This window comes from Janthinobacterium sp. 35 (assembly GCF_002754575.1).
Lineage (GTDB): Bacteria > Pseudomonadota > Gammaproteobacteria > Burkholderiales > Burkholderiaceae_D > Janthinobacterium > Janthinobacterium tructae.
In genome coordinates this window covers 4,684,565-4,709,288 of record NZ_PEFN01000001.1, presented here as the reverse complement: position 1 = coordinate 4,709,288, position 24,724 = coordinate 4,684,565, and the positions used below count along the sequence as shown (strand labels likewise).

20 protein-coding genes and 7 tRNA genes are annotated in these 24,724 nt (G+C 62.2%); 9 read left to right on the top strand and 18 right to left on the bottom strand.

Translation table 11 applies throughout. From position 1 onward, the window contains the following. Positions 1 to 74: 74 nt before the first annotated feature. From fur to CLU93_RS21020, 7 genes are all read left to right on the top strand, one after another. Positions 75 to 515 carry a ferric iron uptake transcriptional regulator gene (gene fur / locus CLU93_RS21050; RefSeq protein ID WP_099763157.1) on the top strand — a complete coding sequence of 147 codons (441 nt, stop codon included), beginning with the start codon at positions 75 to 77 and terminating at the stop codon, positions 513 to 515. A 74-nt stretch (positions 516 to 589) separates the two neighbouring features. After that, positions 590 to 955: a MerR family transcriptional regulator gene (locus tag CLU93_RS21045; RefSeq protein ID WP_099763156.1), complete on the top strand. Its 366-nt coding sequence runs from the start codon at positions 590 to 592 to the stop codon at positions 953 to 955. A 59-nt stretch (positions 956 to 1,014) separates the two neighbouring features. Beyond that, positions 1,015 to 1,605 carry an NAD(P)H-dependent oxidoreductase gene (locus CLU93_RS21040; protein ID WP_180287899.1) on the top strand — a complete coding sequence of 197 codons (591 nt, stop codon included), beginning with the start codon at positions 1,015 to 1,017 and terminating at the stop codon, positions 1,603 to 1,605. Between the two features lie 180 nt (positions 1,606 to 1,785). After that, a complete protein-coding gene (locus CLU93_RS21035) occupies positions 1,786 to 3,000 on the top strand; it encodes a SpoIIE family protein phosphatase (RefSeq protein ID WP_218968348.1) in 1,215 nt (404 codons plus the stop codon). A 65-nt stretch (positions 3,001 to 3,065) separates the two neighbouring features. Next, the gene (locus CLU93_RS21030) at positions 3,066 to 3,623 is read left to right on the top strand and encodes a SiaB family protein kinase (protein WP_071076508.1); all 558 of its coding nucleotides are present in this window, start codon (positions 3,066 to 3,068) and stop codon (positions 3,621 to 3,623) included. A 22-nt stretch (positions 3,624 to 3,645) separates the two neighbouring features. Next, a complete protein-coding gene (locus CLU93_RS21025; protein ID WP_099763155.1) occupies positions 3,646 to 4,044 on the top strand; it encodes a DUF1987 domain-containing protein in 399 nt (132 codons plus the stop codon). 3 nt (positions 4,045 to 4,047) lie between these two features. Continuing rightward, positions 4,048 to 4,788, top strand: coding sequence for a GGDEF domain-containing protein (locus CLU93_RS21020; RefSeq protein WP_099763154.1), 741 nt, complete (start codon positions 4,048 to 4,050; stop codon positions 4,786 to 4,788). A 26-nt stretch (positions 4,789 to 4,814) separates the two neighbouring features. Here CLU93_RS21020 and CLU93_RS21015 read toward each other — a convergent pair whose 3' ends face one another. The 9 genes from CLU93_RS21015 to CLU93_RS20970 form a co-directional block, all read right to left on the bottom strand. Further along, positions 4,815 to 5,516, bottom strand: a complete 702-nt coding sequence (locus tag CLU93_RS21015; RefSeq protein WP_257225037.1) for a substrate-binding periplasmic protein — start codon at positions 5,514 to 5,516, stop codon at positions 4,815 to 4,817. A gap of 153 nt (positions 5,517 to 5,669) precedes the next feature. After that, positions 5,670 to 5,765 (bottom strand) — tRNA-Sec (locus tag CLU93_RS21010). A 12-nt stretch (positions 5,766 to 5,777) separates the two neighbouring features. Continuing rightward, a complete protein-coding gene (gene selB, locus CLU93_RS21005) occupies positions 5,778 to 7,733 on the bottom strand; it encodes a selenocysteine-specific translation elongation factor (protein ID WP_099763153.1) in 1,956 nt (651 codons plus the stop codon). Beyond that, entirely contained in the window at positions 7,730 to 9,139 is a 1,410-nt protein-coding gene (selA, locus tag CLU93_RS21000) for an L-seryl-tRNA(Sec) selenium transferase (protein ID WP_099763152.1), read from the bottom strand. The genes selB and selA overlap by 4 nt, the downstream gene beginning before the upstream one ends. Next, positions 9,136 to 10,182 (bottom strand): formate dehydrogenase accessory protein FdhE, encoded by a 1,047-nt coding sequence (gene fdhE, locus CLU93_RS20995; protein ID WP_099763151.1) that lies wholly within the window; start codon positions 10,180 to 10,182, stop codon positions 9,136 to 9,138. Before fdhE ends, selA begins: the two co-directional genes overlap by 4 nt. Before the next feature lie 132 nt (positions 10,183 to 10,314). Then, complete coding sequence (locus tag CLU93_RS20990; protein WP_099763150.1) at positions 10,315 to 10,986, bottom strand: formate dehydrogenase subunit gamma; 672 nt, start codon at positions 10,984 to 10,986, stop codon at positions 10,315 to 10,317. Continuing rightward, positions 10,976 to 11,896: a formate dehydrogenase subunit beta gene (gene fdxH, locus CLU93_RS20985; RefSeq protein ID WP_099763149.1), complete on the bottom strand. Its 921-nt coding sequence runs from the start codon at positions 11,894 to 11,896 to the stop codon at positions 10,976 to 10,978. The genes CLU93_RS20990 and fdxH overlap by 11 nt, the downstream gene beginning before the upstream one ends. Positions 11,897 to 11,909: 13 nt before the next feature. Next, on the bottom strand, positions 11,910 to 14,981 hold the full coding sequence (gene fdnG, locus CLU93_RS20980) for a formate dehydrogenase-N subunit alpha (protein WP_143451777.1): 3,072 nt from the start codon (positions 14,979 to 14,981) through the stop codon (positions 11,910 to 11,912). 279 nt (positions 14,982 to 15,260) lie between these two features. Beyond that, the gene (locus tag CLU93_RS20970) at positions 15,261 to 17,396 is read right to left on the bottom strand and encodes a TonB-dependent receptor (RefSeq protein WP_099763147.1); all 2,136 of its coding nucleotides are present in this window, start codon (positions 17,394 to 17,396) and stop codon (positions 15,261 to 15,263) included. A gap of 382 nt (positions 17,397 to 17,778) precedes the next feature. Here CLU93_RS20970 and CLU93_RS20965 point away from each other — a divergent pair, with 382 nt between their 5' ends. Next, the gene (locus CLU93_RS20965) at positions 17,779 to 19,485 is read left to right on the top strand and encodes a methyl-accepting chemotaxis protein (RefSeq protein ID WP_099763146.1); all 1,707 of its coding nucleotides are present in this window, start codon (positions 17,779 to 17,781) and stop codon (positions 19,483 to 19,485) included. A 25-nt stretch (positions 19,486 to 19,510) separates the two neighbouring features. Here the strand turns inward: CLU93_RS20965 and CLU93_RS20960 are convergent, their stop codons facing one another. Together CLU93_RS20960 and CLU93_RS20955 are read right to left on the bottom strand one after the other, a co-directional pair. After that, positions 19,511 to 19,963, bottom strand: coding sequence for a hypothetical protein (locus tag CLU93_RS20960; protein ID WP_099763145.1), 453 nt, complete (start codon positions 19,961 to 19,963; stop codon positions 19,511 to 19,513). A 33-nt stretch (positions 19,964 to 19,996) separates the two neighbouring features. Then, a complete protein-coding gene (locus tag CLU93_RS20955; protein WP_099763144.1) occupies positions 19,997 to 21,484 on the bottom strand; it encodes a SulP family inorganic anion transporter in 1,488 nt (495 codons plus the stop codon). Between the two features lie 346 nt (positions 21,485 to 21,830). Here CLU93_RS20955 and CLU93_RS20950 point away from each other — a divergent pair, with 346 nt between their 5' ends. After that, complete coding sequence (locus CLU93_RS20950) at positions 21,831 to 23,117, top strand: hypothetical protein (protein WP_143451776.1); 1,287 nt, start codon at positions 21,831 to 21,833, stop codon at positions 23,115 to 23,117. A 61-nt stretch (positions 23,118 to 23,178) separates the two neighbouring features. On the opposite strand, the gene CLU93_RS20945 is transcribed toward CLU93_RS20950, so the two are convergent. From CLU93_RS20945 to pgsA, 7 genes are all read right to left on the bottom strand, one after another. After that, positions 23,179 to 23,252: transfer RNA gene (locus CLU93_RS20945), tRNA-Cys, on the bottom strand. A 42-nt stretch (positions 23,253 to 23,294) separates the two neighbouring features. After that, positions 23,295 to 23,370 (bottom strand) — tRNA-Gly (locus tag CLU93_RS20940). A gap of 90 nt (positions 23,371 to 23,460) precedes the next feature. Next, positions 23,461 to 23,536, bottom strand: a tRNA-Gly gene (locus CLU93_RS20935). Between the two features lie 56 nt (positions 23,537 to 23,592). Then, positions 23,593 to 23,668 (bottom strand) — tRNA-Gly (locus CLU93_RS20930). Between the two features lie 71 nt (positions 23,669 to 23,739). Further along, positions 23,740 to 23,815: transfer RNA gene (locus CLU93_RS20925), tRNA-Gly, on the bottom strand. Positions 23,816 to 23,907: 92 nt separating this feature from the next. Beyond that, a tRNA-Gly gene (locus CLU93_RS20920) sits at positions 23,908 to 23,983 on the bottom strand. Positions 23,984 to 24,114: 131 nt separating this feature from the next. After that, on the bottom strand, positions 24,115 to 24,699 hold the full coding sequence (gene pgsA / locus CLU93_RS20915) for a CDP-diacylglycerol--glycerol-3-phosphate 3-phosphatidyltransferase (RefSeq protein ID WP_071322919.1): 585 nt from the start codon (positions 24,697 to 24,699) through the stop codon (positions 24,115 to 24,117). Positions 24,700 to 24,724: the final 25 nt, after the last annotated feature.

Below are 24,724 nucleotides of genomic sequence, written 5' to 3'. Positions count from 1 at the left end.
GATTATCATTTGCGATATAATGCAGGTTCACGCTTAAGCGCTCGCTCAGGCGATCATAAAAAGGAATGGGAGACATGGATATATTGAGGGAACTGCGTGAATCGGGCTTGAAAGTAACCATCCCCCGCTTGCGGATTCTGCAGCTGTTTCAAGAAGGGGGCATCAAGCACCTGAGTGCGGACGATGTCTACAAACTCTTGCTGGCTGAAAAAATCGACGTGGGCCTGGCCACCATATACCGCGTGCTGATGCAGTTTGCCGAAGCGGGCATCCTGTTTCGCCGGCACTTCGAATCGGGCCATGCCGTCTTCGAACTGAATGAAGGCCAGCACCACGATCACCTGGTCTGCACGGGTTGCGGCAAGGTCGATGAATTCGTCGATGAAGGCATCGAACTGCGCCAGAATGAAATCGCCACCGAGCGAGGTTTCGTGCTGCATGAGCACGCGCTGTCGCTGTACGGCACCTGCGCCGAATGCACGGCGAAGAAAGTCCCGCCGCGCAAAGCCTCCTGAGGCAGCGCGCAAGGTAGCGCCTGGCAAGCCATCTGCGCTACACTGCGTGCGCCGCAGCTCAACCAGGGACAAGCATGTACATCGGAGAAATCGCCCGCCTGGCGGGCACCTCGCCCAAGGCCTTGCGCCACTATGAAGCGCTGGGCTTGCTGGGCGACGTGCGCCGTTCCGGCGCCTACCGCGTCTACACGCAGCAAGACCTGGCGCAAGTCAGACTCATACGCCAGGCGCAAGCGCTGGGCTTCCGCCTGGCCGAACTGCTGCCCATCCTGGCAGGCGACGAGACCGACTGGGCCGCCCTGTCGCAGCACATCGCCACCAAGCGCGCGCAGATACAGCAGGAGTTCGCCCGCCTGCGCCAGCTCGACGCGCAACTGGCCGACATCGACACGGAAATCCGCGACTGTCTGGCGCGCCAGCATCTTTCAGCGGCCGCTTGACTCTGCCACTAGGGGCAGGCTTTAGCATGCAAGCTGTTCTTTAACGGAAAGCCTGCAGCATGAGCAACATTACACCGAAACGCATTTTAATTCTCCTCGGCCACCCGTCCAGCGACAGTTTCTGCGCCGCCCTGGCCGAAGCCTACGCCGCCACGGCCCGCAACGAAGGCCATACCGTGCGCGAGCTGCGCCTGGGCCAGTTGGACTTCGATCCCATCCTGCATGAAGGCTACCGCCAGGTACAGCCGCTGGAAGCGGACTTGCTGGCGGCCCAGGAAGCCATCCGCTGGGCCGAACACCTGGTGTTCGCCTACCCCATCTGGTGGGGCGGCGCGCCGGCCCTGCTGAAAGGCTTTGTCGACCGCGTCTTCCTGCCCGGCTTTGCCTTCAAGTACCGCCCGGGCAAGGCTTTCCCGGCCCAGCTGCTGAAGGGCCGCACGGCCCAGCTCCTGGTGACGATGGACACGCCACCCTGGTATTTCCGCTGGGTGTACCACATGCCCGGCATCCACCAGCTGCGCAAGACGACCTTGGAATTTTGCGGCGTCAAGCCCGTCAAGGTGGCCAGCTTCGGCCCCATCCTCGATTCCACCGAAGTGCAGCGCGCGCGCTGGCTGGAGCAGGCGCAGGCGCTGGCCCGGCGCCTGTAGGGCCGGAAACGGCTTGCCATGCAGCCATCTTGCATACGGTTTTGACAAGCTGGTAATGAAGCCGTCACATTCCACGGCTACCATGATGATATTGCCTGTTTGTCAGTCGCCTTGCCGTCGCGACAACAAGGGTCCGCTCGTCATGTAAAGGTAGCCGCTGTGGAGTTCAACGCTTCTCGATTGCATCTTCCCCGTTATCGCACCTCCGTGGCGTTCGATCTGTGCATACCCACGGAATCGGTGCAGGCCGACGCCAGCAATTTCGCCGTGCTGGAACTGTTCACGGAACGGCGCGACATGATGAGCCTGCCAGTCACGGAGCAGCACAAGCCCATCGGCTTGATCAGCCGCAACATCTTCATGTCGCAGATGTCCAAGCCCTTCTATCACGAGGTGTACGGCAAGAAGAGCTGCATCGCCTTCATGGACAAGGAACCGCTGATCGTCGATGGCGCCATGAGTATCGAAGACCTCACCTTCCGCGCCGTGGAAGCGGGCGAAAAGGCGCTGGCCGACGGCTTCATCATCACCGTGGATGGCGCGCTGGCCGGCGTGGGCTTCGGCTTGCAGCTGATGAACGTGGTGGCCACCATGCAGGCGGAAAAGAACCGGCAAATCATGCACAGCATCGATTACGCCAGCGTGATCCAGCGCGCCCGGCTGCGCACCTCGGACGCGGAATTGCGCGCCACCCTGCCCGACGCGCACCTGGAATGGCAGCCGCGCGACGTCGTCGGCGGCGATTTTTACTTCTTCGAGCGCCACCCGGGCGGCTGGTTTGCCGCCATCGCCGACTGCACCGGCCACGGCGTGCCGGGCGCCTTCATGACCCTGATCGCCTCGTCGGCCCTGAGCCAGGCACTGCGCGAACTGGGGCCGCGCGATCCGGCCGCCCTGATCAGCGCCGTCAGCCGCTCCATCAAGACCTTGCTGGGCCAGGACGGCGCCGGTAGCGACAACGCAGGCCACGCCGGTTCGAACGACGGCATGGATTGCGCCTTCCTGTGTTACGACGACGCCAGCGCCAGCCTGCGTTTCGCGGGGGCGAAACTGGCGCTGTACGTGGTGGCGCCGGGCGAAGAGGCCGTGCGCGCCATCGACGGCGCGCGCATGGGCGTGGGCTATGTCGATACGCCGCCCGGCTACTGCTGGCACAACGAGACGCTCGCCATGCCCGCCGGCAGCCTGCTGTTCATCACCACCGACGGCTTGCTCGACCAGATCGGCGGCGCGCGCGACATCGCCTATGGCAAGCGGCGCATGCGCGAGCAGCTGCTGGCGCAGCGCGACGCTCCCGCCGGCGACGTGGCGGCGGCGCTGCTGCAGGACAGCGCCGCCTGGCAAGGCAAGCAACCGCGCCGCGACGACCTGACCTTTTTCTGTTTCCGCCTGTAGTTTTGGCGCCATCGAGCCACCTTATCAACAAGAAACCGGGTCACCGGCCAGCCAGGAGCACGGACGTGCTGTACGAAGAATTCAACGAGTTTTGGGATGTGGCGCGCAAGCGCAACATCATCTTTTTTTACGTGGGCTATTTCTCGCAGCACGTGGTGAGCGCCATTTCCGAAACCATCAAGGCGCGCCTCGACACGGCCGGCGCGGCCGGACCCACGCGGCGGCGCATCTTTTCCTCGTTCATCGAGATGTCGCAAAACATCATGCATTATTCCGCCGACAGCCTGACGCCCGATGCGCAGCTGGACCAGCAGATGCGGCGCGGTTCGTTTTGCATCGGCACGCGCGGCGACAGCTTTTTTCTGCTGTGCGCCAACCCCGTCTCGACGGACAACGTGGCGCAGATCCGCGCCCGCCTGGAGCCGCTGCACACGATGACGATGGAAGAAATCCGCCTCGCCTACAAGAAGGCCCTGCGCGAAGAAGCGCCGGCCGACAGCAAGGGCGCGGGCCTGGGTTTTCTCACCATGGCGCGCGACGCCAGCGAGCCGCTGGAATTCGAATTCGTCCAGGACCCACAGGAGCCGGGGCACACCATCTTCTGCATCAAAGCCATCATTTGAAAGAGCCGACTCAGGAAAGCATATGCAATTACCGTCACCACTGTTCATCGCCGCGACCCCGTGTTCGCCCGAAATCGACTTCCGTTTCGAGCAGCACACCCTGTCGATCAAGGGCGAGTCATATCCGGAAAACGCGGCCGCCTTCTATGGCCCGCTGATCGCCACCGTGCGCGCCTATCTGGACGCCTGCCGCGAGAGCGCCATCACCGTCAACGTCTCGCTGGCCTACTTCAACAGCTCCAGCACGAAGATGCTGTTTACCCTGTTCGACACCCTGAACCAGGCGGCCATCGATGGCAACCAGGTGCGCCTGAACTGGTATCACGACGAAGACGACGACACCATCCTGGAGTTCGGCCAGGAGCTGCAGCAAGACTTCACGGCGCTCGATTTCTGCGACCATCCCGTGCGAGGCAGCTAGAGCATGCACGCCGCCATCTCCGAGTCCGGCCTGGAACCCGACCTGTTCACCGTGGAAGCGGCGGCGCTGGCTGCCGCGCGTCGCATGCACGCCGACGTCCATGCCAGCGGCGAGGCGCAGCGCCGCGTGCTCGGTGAATTGATCAATCACTACGAACGGCTGATGCGCGAGACGCGGCGCCTGATCGGCCGCAGCGACCGCGCCGAGCGCGACATGCATTTGCTGAACCGGCAATTGCAAACCCTGGCCGGCCAGCTCGAATACCGCGCCACGCACGACCCGCTGACGGGCGCCCTGAACCGCGGCGCCGTGATCGAGCATGCCTCGCACTGCCTGGCGAAAGGCGACATGGCCCTGATCGTGCTCGACATCGACCTGTTCAAGCAGGTCAACGACGATTTCGGCCACCCGGCCGGCGACGGCGTGATCCAGGCCGTGGTCGACTGCCTGAAGGGATTATTGGGACTGGAGACGGCCATCGGCCGGGTCGGCGGTGAAGAGTTTTCCGTAGTCTGGCCCACCTCTTCGCGCGACGAGGCGGCGCACATCGCGCAGCGCATCTGCGAGAGCGTCGGCCGCCAGCGCCATGCGGCGCCCATTACGCGCGCCATCACCGTCAGCGTGGGCCTGAGCTGGAACCGCGCCGGCACGCCGTTCGAGACGGCCTACAGCCATGCGGATCAGGCCCTGTACCAGGCCAAGCGCGAAGGACGCAACTGCGTGCGCCAGTGGCTGGAAAGCTGACTCAATGCACTGCATCAGCGCTGCTGTTAGCGCGCCATGCTGCCGTCGCGGCGCATGGCGGCAGCGGCGCGCTGCATGGCAGCCACCTGCGCCTCGGGCACCTTGAGGTTACAGGCCAGGTAAGTCTGCACGCGATTAAAGGTCAGCAGCGGTTCCACCTTGCCCTCCCACTCCTTGCCGGCAAACGGCTTGCTGCCCACCGCCATGCCCACGGCCCACAGGTCGATGCGCCCCAGCAGCAGTTTTTGCGGATTGAGCCACTCCTGCGTCACGGGCGCCACGTTCAGGCCATGCTGGCGCAGGTAGTCGTCGCGCGCGTCACCGAGCACCGTGCCGATCACCAGGCCGCGCGCATCGGCCAGCGTGCGCAGCGTCAGATGCCGCTCGGCCAGGCCATACAGTATCCACTCCGCTTCGTTGAGGGGGCCGATCCAGCGAAACTGTGCTTCGCGCTCCTGCGTGCGGCTGGTGGAAAAGATGCAGGTATCAGGCTCGCGCAGCGCCTGCGCATACGCGCGCTTCCACGGCAACAACTCGATGCTGTAGGCGATGCCGGCGCGCGCCATGATGTCGCGCACCTTCATCGTTTCGCGTCCGACAACGACCTTGCCTTCCATCATGCTCGATGGCGGCAAGTGCTCGCCAACGATGCGCAGGCCAGCCGCCGCGGCCAGCGCCGGCATCAGCAGCGCCACTGCCAGCAGCCGCGCCATGCTTGCTTGTTTCATGCTTGCTTTCATCTGCAACAGGGGATTTCCGCCGATGTTACCATCGCCCCGAGCCTGCATCGCCGCATATTATCAATTACACCATGTATTTTCCGCAACGTGGTAATAGGCCAACGCCGGGACGATCAGCATGCAGGGGAAAGGAAGAATATCTGGCGGAAAACAGTAGGAGTCGAACCTACGGGAGAACGTCTGACGCCCTCCACCGGGTTTGAAGCCCGGCCACATCACCGGATGAGTGTGCTTTCCGCGGTGCCTGAGCTAACTGTTGGGCAAGGCCGCAGTATAGGACCACAGCGCTTGCGGGCGTAATAGATGCCCATTGCCAACACGACGAGTATAACCGACGCGGTCAAAGAATTCCAGGACCTGGATCGCCCGCTTGCGCCCCAGACCACTGGCGTCGCGGAAGGCGGCCGCGCCCACGGCGCCGGAACCGGGCGCCAGATGCTCGTCCAGCTCCGCTTGTTCGGTCAGAGTGCGTACCAGTTGCGCCAGCTCGGCCAGCGCCGCCTGGTGATAGAACAGGTCGTGCACCACCTGGCTAATCTGCCCTGCCTTGGCCAGTTTACGTAGCAGCCTGCGCGTGTCGTCCTCGGCCAGGCCGAAGTCGCGCGCCAGGTCGCGCGTCCACGGCGGCTCGAAGCGCCCCTGCAGCAAGGCCGCCAGCAAGGGCTCGGCCAGTGCCTGCTCCTGCGGCGTCAGTTCCACGCTGTGGGTCGGAAGATGCAGGCTGGCGCCGCGCGCCAGCACCTCGCCGCGCGCCAGCAAGCCTTCGACCAGATGGCTCCACAAGGCGTCTTCCATCTCCGCGTCGACGATGCGCTTCAGGCGCCACAGTTCCGGCCCTGCTTCATCGGGTGCGCGCGCGTGGAACACCGCCAGGGCGGCCAGCACCCGCTCTTCCAGCGCCAGCAACGCGGGCGGCGCCAGCAGCAGGGCGTCGCCACCGCGCAGGGCGATGCGCCGCGTCTCGGCCGGCAGCGCGATGGCGTTCGCCGGCAGTAGCGACAGGCGCACCAGCAGCGACTCGCGCAGCCCCAGCGGGCTTTGCGCCAGCAAGGCAGCAATATCGCCCTGTGCGACAAAGGCGGCCAGCGCAGCCAGCCAGGCCAGCCTGGTCGGGCTGCGCCGCTTGCGCGCGGGGCCGAACGGGTCGAGCACCATGCCGCCACCCACCGTCTGCGTCGCTTGCGCATTGCGCACGACGAAGCGGTCGCCCGGCACGCCGTGCATGGGAGACTCGAACACCAGTTGTACTCTGCCCGTCTGCCCCGGCGACAGGGTTTCGCCATCGAGCATGACGGCGCGCGCCAGCTGATGCGCCGCGCCCAGGTGCACGTGCAGCGGCGACCAGGCTTTCAATTGCACGCCGGCGTCGGGCAGCAAGGTCAGTTCCACGTCGAGACGTTCGGAACACTGCGCCAGTTCGGGCGCGACGATCCAGTTGCCCCTCTCGATGCGCTCGCGCTCGATGCCGGCCAGGTTCAGCGCCAGGCGCTGGCCCGCCACGCCCGTCTCGGCTGCGCGGTTCTGCGCGTGGATGCTGCGCACGCGCGCTTGAGCGCCGCCGGGCGCCAGTTGCAGCATGTCACCAACCTGCGCGCGTCCCGCCAGCGCCGTGCCGGTGACGATGGTGCCCTGCCCCGACAAGGTGAACACGCGGTCCACGCCGAGGCGGAACAAGCGCCGCTCGTCGCGCTGCGGCAGGCTGCGCGCCACTTGCGTCAGGTGCGCCAGCAAGGCCGCCACGCCGGGATCGTTGTCGCGGCTGGCGGCCGTGGGGAAGATGGGGCTGCCCGCCAGCGGCGTGCCGGCCAGCAGCGCCTCGATGTCCGCCTCCACCTGCGCCACGCGGGCGCCATCGGCGCGGTCGATCTTGGTCAGCGCCACGGCGCCGCGCGTCACGCCCAGCAGTTGCAAGATCGCCAGGTGCTCGTGCGTCTGCGGCATGATGCCGTCGTCAGCCGCCACCACCAGCAGGGCAAAGTCGATGCCCGTCACGCCGGACGCCATGGTGCGGATGAATTTTTCGTGGCCCGGCACGTCGATCACGCCCAGCACCGTGCCGTCCGCCAGCGGCAGGTAGGCATAGCCGAGTTCTATCGAAATGCCGCGCGCCTGCTCTTCCTTCAGGCGGTCCGTGTGCACGCCCGTCAGCGCGCGCGTGAGCGTCGTCTTGCCATGGTCGATATGGCCTGCGGTGCCGACGATCATGCGGACAACTCGCCGAGCTGCTCGATGAAGGCCGTCTCGTGCGCCGCCTCCAGGCAGCGCAGATCGAGCCACAAAGCGTCTTGCCCGATGCGCCCGATCACGGGGCACGGCAAGGCGCGCAAGCGCTGCTCCAGCATTCCCAAGGGATTGCTCAGGCGCGAGTCCGGGGCGCTGCGCACGGCCAGGCCAAAGCTGGGCAGCTGGTCGACGGGCAAAGCGCCGCTGCCGATCTGGCTTTGCATGGCTTCGGCCGTGACCACGTATTGCATGCCCAGCGCGCCTTGCAGCAGCGGCAGCAGGGTGTGCGCCTGCGCGCGCATGGCGGCCGCAGGGCGCGTCAGCAAACGCAAGGTAGTCAGGCGTTCGGCCAGCAAGTCCGGCGCGCGGTACAGCTGCAGCACCGGGGCCAATGCCGCCAGGGTCAGTTTGCCCACGCGCAGCGCGCGTTTCAGGGGGTTGCGCTTGATCTTCGCGATCAAATCGGCGCGTCCGACGATGACGCCGCACTGCGGGCCGCCCAGCAATTTATCGCCGCTGAAAGTCACCAGGTCGGCGCCCGCCGCTATCGTTTCGCGCACCGTCGTTTCGTGCGGCAAGCCATACTGGGCCAGGTCGACCAGGGTGCCGCTGCCCAGGTCCACGGCCGTCGGCACGCCGTGTTTGGATGCCAGCGGCACCAGTTCGTCGAGTTCCACGCTTTTCGTGAAACCGGTGATCGCGTAATTGCTGCAATGGACCTTCATCAAGAGGGCCGTGTCTTCATTCACGCCATTGGCGTAATCGGCCAGGTGGGTGCGGTTGGTGCTGCCCACTTCGCGCAGCACGGCGCCCGCGCGCGTCATCACGTCGGGGATGCGGAAGGCGCCGCCGATTTCCACCAGTTCGCCGCGCGAGACGACGACCTCTTTATTCTGCGCCAGGGTATTCAACATCAGCAGCACGGCGGCGGCATTGTTGTTGACGATGGTGGCCGCTTCGGCGCCCGTCAGTTCGCGCAGCAATTCCTCCACCAGGTCATCGCGGTCGCCGCGCTTGCCCGTCTCCAGGTCGAATTCCAGGTTCATCGGCCACTGCAGCGCTTCCACCACCGCTTGCACGGCCGCGTCGGGCAGCAGCGCGCGGCCCAGATTCGTGTGCAGCACGGTGCCCGTCAGGTTGAACACGGCACGCAGCTGCGAGCGCGATTGGGCTTGCAGCCGCTCGCCCATTTGCGCGACGATGGCAGCGATCGATGCGCCCTCTTCGCACACTGCGCCCGCCAGCATGGCCGTGCGCAGTTCGGCCAGCACGGCGCGCGCGCAGGCCAGGGTTTGCACGCGGCCGTAGTGTGCTATCAGGGCCAGGCAAGCCGCGTCGCCCAGGATGCGGTCGACCGACGGCAGGCGCACGGTTTGCCCCGTCGTCATGACGGCTGTTCCGTGCTTTTACCCAGCCACAGCAGCGGATTGCCGCTGGCGCGCTGATAGCCCGCTTCGCTCACCAGCAAGTCGAGCATCAGGCTGGCCAGGTCATCGGCCAGCGGTTCGACGTTGTAATCGTGTTCCTGGTTGAAGACTTTGCGGTAGGTATGGCAGTCGTCGCAGGTTTCCGCGCGCGCCACCTTCTTCGGATCATTCGCCTTGTTGGGCAATTTGTCGTCCTTGGCCGCCACGGGGTCGAACGGCTTTGCATCGGCCGCGTCCAGGCCCTGGTAGGCGATCTTGCCATTCTGTTCGCAGGTCGAGCACTTCACGCGCACCATATGCCATTCGCTTTCGCAAATGCCGCAGTGCAGATAGCGATACCCCTGCGACTGGCCTCCGATGCGGATCACGCTGGCGACGGGGTGCGAACCGCAGACGGGACACAGCGTGCCCGTTTCCAGGTCCGGCACGCGCGCGGCGCGCAGTTCGCTGGCCGACACCGACCACAAAATTTGCAGCGCGGCGGCGACGAACGGCGCGTGCATGGGATTGAGGTTGTCGCCGTTTTCATCGAGCACGGCATCGGCGCAGGCGTCCAGCGCTAGCGCGTCGAGCGCGCGCAGCTGCGCCAGCACCTGCGTCAGGCCGCCCGACAATGCCGGCTGGCTGGCTGCCGTGCTCGCCAATTCATCGAGCAGGCTGGCAAAGATGGCGCGCCACACGGGCGGACGGGCGCCATTCACGGGCAGCACCGGCATGCGGTGCTGCATCGCGCGGCGCAGCGCGTCGGGGTCGGCGGCGGGCACGGCGCCGGGCGCCAGTTTTCCCACCACGGCAGCCTGCGCGTCGGCCAGCGCGGCCATCAGCACCAGGTAACCCTGCATGCCCGCGTCGACGGGGATGCCCTTGATATTGCCTTGCGCCAGTTCGCGCAAGCGCAAGGCGCGCGCCTTGAACAAGCTGTCAGGCTGCGGCAGCAGCAGGCGCGGAATCGCGTTGTGGTCCAGGCCTTCGATTTCGCCTGGCTGAAGAATGCGTTGTACCAATGGAGTTTTCCCATCAAAAAAGGGGATGTAAAAGTATTTTAATCGATACGGTCGCGGCAAGCCGCAAAGAAAGGGGTCAGTCCCTTCGGGTCTGACCCCAGCAGTTGCAGTTGGGTTTAATTACGAAGAGCCTTAGTCCTTCGTATTGCGAATGACAGCCTCAAACCACTTCGGATGGTGCTTGCGCGCCCAGCCGTAGGTGACGGTGCCGCGCACCATGGCGCCGATCGAGCCCTTGACCCACAACGCCGCATAGATATGCACGATGATGGCGCAGATGATGGCGAAGGCGCAACCGGCATGCAACAAGGCGGCAAAGCGCACCACGTCGATCGGGAAGTAGAACGCGAAATACGCGCGCCAGATCACGATGCCCGACAGCAGCAAGCCGACCATGCTGACCAGCAACACGAAGAACAGGATCTTCTGGCCGGCATTGTATTTGCCGATCTTCGGAAGCTTTTCCTCACGGTTGTGGAGCACGTCATCCATTTGCTTGAGCCACTGCTTGTCGCCGTCCTCGAACTTGTTGTGGTGCCAGAAGCGCAGCACCAGGATCGCGAACGAGACAAACATCACCAGGCCGGCAAACGGATGCAAGATGCGCGTCCATTGCCCGCCGCCGAACAGGTTCGCCAGCCACGCCATCGAAGGATGGAACATGGCCAGGCCGGACAGGGCCAGCATGACGAAGGTGATGGCGGTGACCCAGTGATTCGTGCGCTCGTTCGGGTTGTAGCGTTCGATCAAGGGATTGCCATCCTTGTCGCGCAGCTTGCCATCGTGATGTTCACTATGCTTCATGCTGTTCCTCCCGGATGCGCTTGGCCTCTTCCAAGGCTTCGTGCTCTTCGTCCTTGCTCACTTCGTTCGGACCGACACGCGTGTAATGGAACAGGCCTGCCAGCGCCGTGACAGCCATGCCGGCTACTGCCAGCGGCTTGGACCAACCCTTCCAGAAGCCCACCATCGGGCTGATGCGCGGACGTTCCGGCAAGTTCGAATACAGCTTCGGCTTGTCGGCATGGTGCAGCACGTACATCACGTGCGTACCGCCCACGCCCAGCGGATCGTACAGGCCCGCATTCTCGAAACCGCGCGACTTCAGGTCGACGATGCGCTCTTCCGCATGCACCTTCATGTCTTCCTTGGTGCCGAAGAGGATGGCGCCCGTCGGGCAGGTTTTCACGCAGGCCGGTTCCTGGCCCACGGCGACGCGGTCCGAGCAGAGCGTGCACTTGTAGGCGCGGTCGTCCTTTTTCGAAATGCGGGGCACGTCGAAAGGACAGCCAGCCACGCAGTAGCCGCAACCGATGCAGTTTTCCTGGTGGAAATCGACGATGCCGTTCGTGTATTGCACGATGGCGCCCGGCGCCGGACAGGCTTTCAGACAGCCCGGATCCTCGCAGTGCATGCAGCCATCCTTGCGGATCAGCCACTCGAGGTTGCCGTCGTTGTCTTCGTGTTCGGCAAAACGCATCACCGTCCACGATTCCGGCGTCAAGTCCGTCGGATTGTCATAGGTGCCATGGTTTTCGCCGACTTCATCGCGCAAGTCGTTCCATTCCATGCACGCCGTCTGGCAAGCCTTGCAGCCGATGCATTTCGACACATCGATCAGCTTGGCCACGGTGCCCGTCACCGGGCTGCGCGCTTGCGGCGGCGTTACCGTGGTAGCCGACAGGCGCCGGATATCTAAGGATTGCAGTGCCATTATTGAGCTCCCATCATGCTTTTTCCACCTTCACGAGGAAGGACTTGAATTCCGGCGTTTGCGAATTCGCATCCCCCACGCCCGGTGTCAGGGTATTGATCAGATACCCCGGCTTGGCCACGCCCGTAAAGCCCCAGTGCAGCGGCAGGCCGACGGTATGCACCTGCTTGCCCTCGATCATCAAGGCCTTGATGCGCTTGGTGACCACGGCCTTGGCGATGATGTGGCCCCGTTTGGAACTGACGCGCACTTCACCGCCGGCGACGACGCCGATGCTCTTGGCCAGCTCTTCGCCGATTTCAACGAATTGCTGCGGCTGGATGATGGCGTTCAGGCGCGCATGCTTGGTCCAGTAATGGAAATGCTCGGTCAGGCGGTAGCTGGTCGCCACATGCGGATATTCCTCGTGCGTGCCGAACAATTTCCGGTCATCGGCGAACACGCGCGCGGCCGGATTGCTGGTCGCTAGCGGGTTTTTCGGATGCATGGGGTTGTAGCCCAGCGGATTTTCGAACGGCTCGTAATGCTCGGGGAACGGTCCTTCGGCCATGGCGCCGCGCGCAAAGAAACGCGCCACACCCTCGCCCAGCATGATGAACGGACCCATGCCGTTTTCCGGCGGCTCGTCGACCTTGAAGTCGGGAATATCGGCCCCGCTCCAATTGGTGCCATTCCACTCGATCAACTTGCGCGTCGGGTCGAAAGGCTTGCCCTTCAAGTCGCACGAAGCACGGTTGTACAGCACGCGGCGGTTGGCCGGCCACGCCCAGGCCCAGCCCAGCGTCTGGCCGATGCCGGTCGGGTCGCTATTGTCGCGCCGTCCCATCTGGTTGCCCGCCTGCGTCCAGCTGCCGGCGAAGATCCAGCAACCGCTGGTGGTGGTGCCGTCGTCGCGCAATTGCGCAAACGAGGCCAGCTGCTCGCCCTTTTTCACCAGCAGCTTGGTCGGATCCTTCAGATCGTACAAGTCAACCAGCGCCTTGCCGTTGAATTCGCGGGCGATTTCTTCCGGCTGCGGGTTATGCGGCTGCGCATAATTCCACGTCAGGTTGAGAATAGGATCGGGGAACTTGCCGCCCTCTTTCTGGTACATGCTACGCATGCGCAAGAACAGGCCCGACATGATCTCGAGGTCGCTGCGCGCCTGGCCCGGCGGTTCGGCCGCCTGCCAGTGCCACTGCAGCACGCGCGAGGAACTCACCAGCGAACCGCGCTCTTCGGCGAAGCAGCTGGTCGGCAAGCGGAACACTTCCGTCATGATCTTGGTGGGATCGACTTCGTGGTATTGGCCATGCGGCTTCCAGAATTCGCCCGTTTCCACGGCCAGCGGGTCCATGATGACGAGGAACTTCAGCTTAGCCAGCGCTTCCGTGACCTTCTGCTTGTTCGGCGCGGACGCCAGCACGTTGAAGCCCTGGCAGATATAGCCCGTCATCTTGCCTTGGTGCATGTTCTCGATGGCTTGCATCAAGTCATACGGCTTGTCGAGTTTCGGCAGGTAGTCGAAGGCGTAATTGTTCTCGGCCGTGGCGAAATCACCCCACCACGTCTTCATGAAGCTGACGTGGAACTTGCGGTAATTGCTCCAGTAGCTGAGCTGGTTCGGCCGCAGCGGCTTGGTGGCGCGCGCGCCGATATACGCATCGAAGTCCTGCTCGGCTTCGTTCGGCAGGGTCATATAACCTGGCAACAGGTTCGACATCAGGCCCAGATCGGTCAAGCCCTGAATGTTCGAGTGGCCGCGCAAGGCGTTCATGCCGCCGCCCGCGATACCCATATTACCCAGCAACAGCTGCACCATGGCGCCCGTGCGGATGGTTTGCGCGCCCGTCGAATGGTGCGTCCAGCCCAGTGCGTACAGGATGGTGCCGGCGCGTCCCGGCACGGCGGTCGAAGCCAGGGCTTCGGCCACCTTGTGGAACTTGTCGGGCGACACGCCGCACGTCCGTTCGACCATCTCGGTCGTGTAACGTGCGTAGTGCTTCTTCATCATCTGGTAGACGCAGCGCGGGTGTTCCAGGGTCGGGTCGACCTTGGCATAGCCGTCGTCGCCGATCTCGTAATCCCAGGTGGCCTTGTTGGTGTACTTGCCTTTTTCTTTGTCGTAACCCGAAAACAGGCCATCTTCGAACGCATAGTCTTCGCGCACGATGAAAGGCATGTCCGTGTAGTTGCGCACGTACTCATGCTGGATCTTGTCGTTCGTCAGCAGATAATTGATGATCGCGCCGAGGAAGACGATGTCCGTGCCGGTACGCGTGGCGCAGTAGTAATCTGCCACGGATGCGGTACGGGTAAAACGCGGATCGACAACGATCAGCTTGGCCTTGTTATGCGCCTTCGCTTCCGTGACCCATTTGAATCCGCAAGGATGTGCTTCTGCTGCATTGCCGCCCATGACCAAAATCACATCGGCATTCTTGATATCGACCCAATGATTCGTCATCGCGCCACGGCCAAACGTCGGGGCAAGACCTGCCACCGTCGGTCCGTGTCATACACGCGCCTGATTATCAAAGGTCAGCATCCCCATGCTGCGCACTGTCTTGTGGGTCAGATAACCGACCTCGTTGCTGCCGGCGGACGCGGCCAGCATGCCGGTGGAGAGCCAGCGGTTGACGGTCTTGCCGTCGGCATTCTTTTCGATCAGGTTGGCGTCGCGGTCATCCTTCATCAGGCGCGCGATCTTGTCGAGCGCCACATCCCAGGAGATCGGTTGCCATTCCGTGCCGCCCGGGGCGCGGTATTCGGGCACTTTCAGGCGGTTCGGGCTGTGAATGAAGTCGACCAGACTGGCGCCCTTCGGACACAAGGTGCCGCGGTTCACCGGGTGATCGGCATCGCCTTCCACGTGGATGATGCTGGAAACGGCATTTTTCGCGCCGTCGCCCAGACCATACAGCAGGACGCCACATCCTACCGAACAGTAAGGACAGGTATTGCGTGTCTCGGTGGTGCGAGACAGCTTGTATTGCCGCACTTCCGCCATCGCCTGGCCCGGTGCGAAACCGAGCAGGGCGAGGCTGGAACCAGCAATGGTCGCGCCAGTTACCCGAAGGAACTGGCGCCTGGACATCTGAACCATATTCAGGCCTCTATGATGTGAGTAAATAAAAAGTCATACAACGTCGTGGTGGTGTCATATCGCCAAGATATAAGCACCATGCCTGTGCCGTATGACAGTATTTTACCCCTCAAACCCCGTCAAGGCTCAGTCCGCCGGAGAAAATTGCACATAGTCAACATTATTTGATCAGTACTGAGCAGTTCCTCTAAACAATGCCGGCCTGCCCGACCCAGCTCCCCCATGAAAAAACCCGCTCGCGAGCGGGTTTTGAGGAAGCGGCCGAACTTACATGCTAACTTACAGGCTGTAGCGCAAGGTCAGCGCCACGTTGCGCGGCGCGCCCGGCAAGCTCAGGTTCGGGCTGGAACCGTGGCCGGAAACGATGTAGCGCGTATCGCCGATATTGTTGACGTTCAACTGCACTTCATAGCGGCCCGTGCGGTATGCGGCCATGGCGTCGGCCGTCACATAGCCGGGCAAGACCACCGTGTTGCCGGCATTGGCAAAACGGCTGCCGACAGCATTCGCGCCGCCGCCCACGGTGAAGCCGTGGCCCAGGTCTTTCGTCAGCCACAGATTGGCCGTATTGCGCGCCGTCAGCGTGGCGCGCTTGCCTTTGACGTCAACGGAGCCAGCCGCATTCACGCTCGTGTCCTTGGCGATGGAGTCCGTGATGGTGGCGTCCAGCCAAGCGTAGCCGGCCATCATCTTCCAGCCATCGTGCAAGTCCGCATTGAAGGTCAGTTCCAGGCCATCCGTGCGCTGCGTGCCGATGGGCACGATGCGGTTCGTGATCGGTTCGCTGCTCTTGATATTGTCGCGCTCCAGGCGGAACAGCGACACGGTGGCATTCGCGCGGCCGCCCCACAGGTCATACTTGGCGCCCACTTCCGTGTTGCGCGTGGTTTCCGGCGCCAGATCGGCGTTATTCGCGGCCAGGGCGAAGTTCTCGCCGCTGGGCTGGAAGGAACGGCTCCACGAGGCGTAGTACGATTGCACGGCACTCGGTTGCCAGACGAGGCCGGCGCGGGGGCTGAACGCCGCATCCGTGCGCGACAGGTCTGCCGTCGTCACACCAAGCGCATTGGCCAGGCGCGACTGCTGCTTATAGCGGTCATAGCGCAAGCCGGCCAGCGCCTTCCACTCGTCGCTGAAGCTGATGGCATCCTGCACGTAGGCGGCGGCCGTGTCGTAGGTACCGAAGGTATCGCTGCGCGCGCCCAGCTTGCTGCGGTCGACGACGGGCAGGACAGGGTTGAAGATCGACACATTCGGCGCCACCACGGTCGAGGCCCAGTTCGACGCATCCTTGTTTTGCTTGCCGAACTCGGCACCGTACAGCACTTCATGGCGCAAGGTACCCGTGACCAGCTTTTGCGTCAGTTCCGTCTGGTTGAACCAGCCGCTCTCGTCGCGGTTCAGCTTGGCGTGGCCCAGCTTCATCGTGCCATTGACTTCGTTGACGTTGCCGGAAATATTCGTGTTGTTGCGGTCCAGGTGGTAGTCGTAATAGCGGAAGGCATTACGTAGCGACAAGCTGTCGCTGAACTTGTGCGTCAGCGTCGCGGCCGTGGAGACCACGCGCGACTGGCTGAAGTCCGCATCGCGGGCGTTGGCGGCACCGTAGTAAGTACTCGCATCGACAGCCACAGCGCGGCCATGCCAGGACGGGATGCCGAAGTCCGTCAGGCGGCGGTCTTCCAGGTAATCGCCCTGCAGCAGCAATTTGGTGGCGCCAGAGAGGCGGATGGCCACCGATGGCGCCAGCGCCGTGCGGTTGATGAATTGCTGCTCGCGGTAGCTGTCCGACACTTCGCGCGCGCCCGTGACGCGCCAGTCCACCGTCTCGCCGACGCGGCCCACGTCGACTTCGCCGCGACGCCCTTTTGTATTCGTCAGGCTCAGGGCCAAGTCCGTGATATCCACGCCCGGTTTTTTGGTGATGCGGTTCACCAGGCCGCCCGAGGAACCGCGGCCGTACAGCACGGCGGCCGGTCCCTTGATCACTTCCAGCCGCTCCACGTTCGACAGGTCGCGGAAATACAGCGCGTCATCGCGGAAGCCGTCGACGAACTGGTCGCCGATGGCCGTGAAGCCGCGGATGAACACCTGGTCGCGCTGGCCGTCACCCGTGGACAAGCCCACACCGGGGATGTTCTTCATGATGTCCTGGATCGACATGGCGTTCTGGTCGCGGATGACGGCGGCCGGCACCACATTGATCGTCTGCGGCACGTCGCGCAGGGCCATTTCCGTCTTGGTACCGCTGGCGGAGGTGGCGGCGACATAGCCATCCTTGTCCTTCGATGCCGTCACGGTGACGGCGGGCAAGCTTTCCTGTGCCCAGGCCGCCAATGGCGTGGCGCCAAAGGTCAGGGCGCCCAGTACGGCGATGGTGATCGGTTTACATCCTGGCTTGCGCTGTTGCTGCATACAATTCCCTGGTCGATGTTTTAATACGAATGATTATCATTAGTATTTTATCAGCCGGCACGGCGAAAAGTAAGGCGAAATGTAAGTGATAGTACTTATGGACTAGGTACTTGACGTAAAAACACAACAGGAAATAGATATCAAAAGGCAATTAAAATTGCCTTGAAAAACTATTTCTCTGCGTCAATGCTATACTTGCGGCTTGCTGGACAGCGGTCAGCCTGACCGACGTGCCCCTTGCTTTACCTCCATCGCCACGCTCAGCGTGGCGCGCCGCACAGCCATCACGCGGCACCCGAAGACCCCGATCCCCTGCGCCTTGCGGCGCCTGTCCGCCCCTGCTGGCGGCGGCGATCATGACTATTACATTGTTAGGACTTACATGAAAAACCTGAACATCGGCAGCCGCCTTGGCGTCGGCTTTGCTGTCGTATTGCTGTTGCTTGCCGCCTTGACCATCACCGCCCTGGTGCGCATGCAAACGGCCAGCGACCTGACCTACCGCCTCATCAATACCAGCATCAAGAACCAACGCATGGTGGCCGAATGGTCGAAGATCATTGAATTGAACAGCGTGCGCGGCGTCGCCTCGTTTGAAATCCCCGATCCCGTCGTGCGCGCCAAGATCGAGCAAGACTTGAAAGTCGATGCCGAGCGTTCCAGCAAGCTGCAGGACGACATCATCGCCTCGCTGCGCAACCCGGCCGTGATCGAGCAGTTCAAGGTCGTGCGCAAGGTGCGCACCGACTACGTGACGACGCGCGCACGCGCCTTCAAGATGAAGGCCGACGGCGACGTGGCGGGCGCCAAGGAAGTGTTCGACAAGGAAGTCGCGCCGATCACCGTGGCCTATCTGGCCGAAGTGAAGCATTTTGCCGGCATGCAGATCAAGGCCGCCGACGGCGTCGGCGCCAGCATCATCGAAGCCTACAGCAGCACCCGTATCTTCCTGATCACCATGGGCGTGCTGGCCGTACTGATGGGCATCGGTTTCGCCTGGTGGATCACGCGCTCGATCACCGGCCCCATCCGCGATGCCGTGAAAGTGGCGGAAACCGTGGCGGCAGGCGACCTGAGCAGTATCATCACGGTGCAAGGCCGCGATGAAACGGGCCAGCTGATGCATGCACTGAAAACCATGAACGACAGCCTGGTCGGCATCGTCGGCCAGGTACGCAGCGGCACCGACACCATCGCCACGGCATCGGCAGAAATTGCCGCCGGCAACCAGGACCTGTCGTCGCGCACGGAACAGCAAGCCAGCTCGCTGGAAGAAACCGCGTCGTCGATGGAAGAATTGACCAGTACCGTGAAGCAGAATGCGGACAATGCGCGCCAGGCAAATAAACTGGCCGGCGACGCCGCCGGCATCGCCAGCCGCGGCGGCGCCGTGGTGGCCGAAGTGGTGGCTACCATGGGCGAGATCAATACCTCGTCGAAGAAAATCGTCGACATCATTTCCGTCATCGACGGCATCGCCTTCCAGACCAACATCCTGGCCTTGAACGCGGCCGTGGAAGCGGCGCGCGCCGGCGAACAGGGTCGCGGCTTTGCCGTCGTGGCAACAGAGGTGCGCAACCTGGCGCAGCGCTCGGCAGCGGCGGCCAAGGAAATCAAGGGACTGATCGACGACTCCGTGCAAAAGGTCGACGTGGGCACGGATCTGGTCGACAAGGCCGGCAAGACGATGGAAGAAATCGTGCAAAGCATCGGCTTCGTCACCTCCATCATGAGCGAGATCAGCAACGCCAGCGAAGAGCAGAGCGCAGGCATCGAGCAAGTCAACCAGGCCATTTCCGAAATGGACCAGGTGACGCAGCAAAATGCGGCCCTGGTGGAAGAAGCCTCGGCCGCAGCCGAAGCGATGCAGGAACAGGCGAGCGAACTGGCGCAGGTGGTCAGCGTCTTCCGCCTGGACGCGAATGCGGCCGCGACCGACCGTTTCAGCATGAAAGCAGCACAGCGCAGCGTGTCGGCAGCCCCGGCCACGCCTGCCCGCAAAGCCTCGGCCCCTGCCCTGCGCCTGCCCGTGACGCGCAAGAGCGGCAAGGCGCCGGCGCCGGCCGAAGGCGAGTGGGAAGAGTTTTAAATCTGCTTAAGCAAGCCGTGCGGCATCAAGCCGCGCTGGCTTGCGCTTTGGCGATCAGTGCCGCCAGCTCGCGCGGCACGGATTGCCCCAGAAATTCCAGCGCCAGTTGTTCTGGATCGATGGCGGCATCCGGCGGCAAGCCATGCTCGAAGCCCCCCACCATGGTGCGGCAAAAATGCGGCGATTCGGCCCGCGTTTCCACGTACCAGCAGCCCGCATGGCCCTGCACGAAGTATTCACCGATAAAGTAGCCGAGCATGGTTTTCACCCACTGCCAGCTCTCGTCGCGGATGACGATGGTGCGCATGGCCGCATCGATGTACGGCAGGTATTCGGCCGCGTTCGTCAACACTTCGTGCGCCGGCTGGATGCCCAGGCGCTCGACGAAGCTCACCAGCGAGGCGCCCAGCGCGTCATAGTAGGCGTCAAAAGCCGTTTGGCTTTGTTGCAATAATTGTTCTTGTTCGTTCGACAGCATTCACACTCCACAGGCATTCAACAATCCCCTATTTTACGCCACGCTCACATCCACCCCGGCCCGCTGCAGCAAGGCCTCATTGCGAGCGGACAACTGCGTCACCTGCAGGTGCTTGCCGGCCTTGTCGTAGCGTTCATACAGGGCTTCGATGGCGGCGATGGCCGAGTGATCGGCCATGTGCAGGTGCCGGCAATCGAGGATGACGCGGGCCGGGTCCGAAGCCAACTGGAACAGTTCCTGGAAATGCGTGGCCGAGGCGAAAAACAGGGTGCCGTGCGGCAGGTACACGCGCATGCCAGGGCTGCTGTCATCGATGTCGGCACGCATGTCGCGTGCATGTTGCCAGGCAAAATTCAAGGCGGCGATGACGATGCCGCACAGCACGGCCGTCGCCAGGTCCGTGAACACCGTGATGACCGTCACGGCGACGATCACCAGCGCATCCTGCGGCGGCACCTTGCCCAGCACGCGCAAGGAACCCCAGGCAAACGTCTGCTGCGCCACGACGAACATCACGCCCACCAGGGCGGCCAGCGGGATGCGCTCGATCAAGGGCGACAGGAACAGGATGAACAATAAAATCATCACGCCGGCCGTCACGCCCGACAGGCGCGAACGCCCGCCCGAACTCAGGTTGATCATGGTCTGCCCGATCATGGCGCAGCCACCCATGCCGCCAAACAGGCCCGACACGACATTCGAGGCACCGAGGGCGATGCATTCGCGGTTGGGCTGGCCCCGCGTTTCCGTCATCTCATCGGTGAGATTGAAAGTGAGCAAGGTTTCCAGCAAGCCCACCATGGCCATCAGCGCCGCATACGGAAAAATGATGTGCAAGGTCGCCATATCCAGCGGCACGGTGGGCCAATGCAGGGCAGGCAAGCCGCCGGCGATATGCGCGAGGTCGCCCAGGGTGCGCGTGGGCAAGTGCAAGACATGGCTGAGCACGCCCACGCCCAGGATGGCCACCAGCGCGGGCGGCACAGCCTTCGTGATGCGCGGCAGCACGTAGACGATGGCCATGGTCAGCGCCACCAGCGCACCCATCACAAGCAAGGGCGTGCCTTGCAGCCAGGTTTCGCCTTGCGGCGTGGCTTGCCGAAAATGTTCCAGCTGGGCCATGGCGATGACGATGGCCAGGCCATTCACAAAGCCCAGCATCACCGGGTAGGGCACCATGCGGATCAGTTTACCGAGACGCAAGATACCGAACAGCGCCATCAGGATGCCGCTGAGCACCACGGTGGCCAGCAGATATTGCACGCCATGCTGGGCCACCAGCGCCACGATGACGACGGCCATGGACCCGGCCGCGCCCGAAATCATGCCGGGGCGTCCGCCAAAGATCGCCGTCATTGCGCAAATGATGAAGGCCCCATACAGGCCCATCAGGGGATTCAACTGCGCCACCAGGGCGAAGGCAATGCATTCGGGCACCAGGGCAAACGAGGTGGTCAGGCCCGCCAGGATGTTTTTTTGCAGGTTCGGGAACCACTCATCCCGAAAAGTTGTGTTGATCATTGATGCGTATCCAAAGTCGGAACAGGAAAATGCCGGCCTGATGGAAAATAATCAGACAAAGCCATGCCAGCGGGCGTCACAGAAAAGCTGCGCTGAGCTTGATCGGAGCAGAAAAGTCGTCAGTGACTACGTCGGTACGGCGGAAAGGGGGAAGTTTCATCAAGGCGCCAGGCGGCGCGGCTGAGCTTGCCAGCATTATACAAGATGCGGCAGGACCGGCACTCTGGCGCTTTCTTCAGCACAAGGCCAGCCTTGCCACCAGCCTAAGGCACATGATGATGAGAAAAAACAATATCCACGTACCAAATTCCTGCACAGTAGATATTACTTACTCAGGGGGAATATCATGCAAACAGGCACCACCAAGACCAGGCACTGCTGGGCGCTGGCGCTCATGCTGCTACTGCAGGCATGCTGCTCGTCACACGCAGCCGCGCCCCTGGCCCAAGCTCTCTCGCCTCCTGTGACCTTGGCTGCGCCGCCAACACCCCTCACAAGCAATTATTGCGTCGGACGCCTCGCACTGACGACGCAAGAAACTGTGCATATCCGACGTAATAAAGCGCAATTCTACTGGGGTGAGCTCATCACTTTACGCGAAACGCGGAAGCAGTATGCGCACCGGCTGCACGCCGCAGTCAGCTCATCGAACAAGAATCCGCTGCGCGAGCGCGTATTGCCGCCTGCCTCTTTTACCCCGAATGATGGCCTGTTACTGGTATTGCGTGAACATGAGTCACTGCCGCTTGATCCACATGTCGTGACCATCGAAGCCTACGCCCACCACGGCGGCACCACCTTCCAATACAAAAAAACAGCGCTTAGCCGCCTGCAACAGACTGCCCAACTGCGCGCCAGGCAAATCCTGCAATCGGTCAGCGGTACGCCCAGGCCATTCACGAACGAGGCACCGGCACCAGGCTTTTGCCTAATGTATGGCAATGCCATGCTGGCGCCCTTGCCTGGCTGGTTCGAGTCCAACGAAATCCAGGGCGATTTCCAGGTGAACGGACATGGCTATCATTTCAGCTTGCGCACCCAGGTGTTGCAGTCGGAAGCACATAATCAAGCTGCACTGGAAAATCAGCGCATCGCCTTGACCACGCCCATGGAGGTCATCGAGTTCTTACCGTCACTCCCGAACACGGGCACTGCCGAGGTCAGGAAGGATCAAATCAGCGGCATATCCAACATCAGCCCATTGGCAACAGAGAAAGGCAAAAGGCTGCTTTACGAATGGTATCGCCCTGCTCGCGCAGGCGATCCCTTTACGCCAGCCATTTTTTTTCATATCTGGCCTATGGCAGAGGCCTCGAACGATAGTGCCGATGCCGCATTCCTGCAGTGGCTACGAGCGCAGCAAGGCTCCTCCACGCCGCTATTCCAGATAAGAGCCAATATGCCCGACGCCACCGTGCCACAGCGCAAGACCACAGCGGTACGGGAGGAGAGCAAACTGGTGTATCGCACCCGTTTGCTAACGGCCAACGGCGAGGCGGCCTCGCACCATCGCTACATGATGTTCAAGAACAACAAGAAAGTGGCGGAAGGACGCAGCGATGCACAAGGCTTTCCAGAAGCACAGCATGCAGATTATTATGAACAATGGGTTCTGCGGGTCATGGGCGATTGACACCACAGCAGGGCGAGAGACAAAAAAATAGCCCACTCGAAAGTGGGCTATTTTTTTCATCTGGAGGCGAGGACGGGAATCGAACCCGTCTAAACGGCTTTGCAGGCCGCTGCATAACCTCTTTGCTACCTCGCCAGAGGAACTGCTTCGATGCACCTTGCGGCCCACCTTGAAAACTGGAGCGGGAGAAGAGTCTCGAACTCTCGACCTCAACCTTGGCAAGGTTGCGCTCTACCAACTGAGCTACTCCCGCATTGGAGCTTGTTTACCACTTAATCGCACCGCGCCAACTGCTTTGCGGCGGATAAAAAAAGGAAGCCAGCTTAGCTTCCCTTTAGAATTCTGGAGCGGGAGAAGAGTCTCGAACTCTCGACCTCAACCTTGGCAAGGTTGCGCTCTACCAACTGAGCTACTCCCGCATTGGAGCTTCTATTTTCTGCTACTGCCATCTTGCTGTACTGTTTCCAGCTTGCGCTGGAGCGGGAGAAGAGTCTCGAACTCTCGACCTCAACCTTGGCAAGGTTGCGCTCTACCAACTGAGCTACTCCCGCATACGAACCGCTATTTTACTGCTTTTTGCTACCGTTTACCAGTGCTGCTTTACTGCTGATCCAGTCTTCACTGGAGCGGGAGAAGAGTCTCGAACTCTCGACCTCAACCTTGGCAAGGTTGCGCTCTACCAACTGAGCTACTCCCGCAGTGGACAACATTGTATCAGAAGCTCTACTACATCGCCAGTACTACTTTTTACTGCATCTGCTGTTTTTACCTATGACACGATCCAGAAAACTGGAGCGGGAGAAGAGGCTCGAACTCTCGACCTCAACCTTGGCAAGGTTGCGCTCTACCAACTGAGCTACTCCCGCGTCATCAACAACAGGCCAGCATTATAGAGGGATTCCAGGTGCTGTCAACGGTCAATATCTGGTCTTTTGCAAAATATTTGGGGTCAGACCCTTTGGGTCTGACCCCAGCTCTTGCGTTTGGGCTAAACGCTTCAATGCAAATTGCCGGCCTTTTCCTTGATCAAGGGCCATGCCAGGCGCAGGTAATAGAACATCGACCACACCGTCAGCACGCAGGCGATCCACAGCAGGCGTTCGCCCCACACGTGCGTATCGATCGCGCCGAAGATCACTTCGTGGTACAGCAGCAAGGGAATGGCCGTCATTTGCGCGGCCGTCTTGATCTTGCCGATCGAGCTGACGGCCACCGATTTCGATGCGCCGATCTGCGCCATCCATTCGCGCAAGGCGGAAATGGTGATTTCGCGGCCGATGATGATGAAGGCCAGCACGGCATTGACACGGTCCAGCTGTACCAGCACCAGCAAGGCGCCGGCCACCATCAGCTTGTCGGCCACGGGGTCGAGGAAGGCGCCGAAGGCTGAGGTCTGGTTCCAGCGCCGCGCCAGAAAACCATCGAACCAGTCGGTGACGGCGGCAACGATAAAGACCAGGGTGGCAACCAGGTTCTGGTCGCCATGCAGCAGCATCGACGGCGGCAGGTAAAACACACCGACGACAAGCGGGATCAGGGCCACGCGCAGCCAGGTCAAAAGAATGGGAATATTAAAAGGCATAAGGAAGCAATCGGCCGACGGGTAA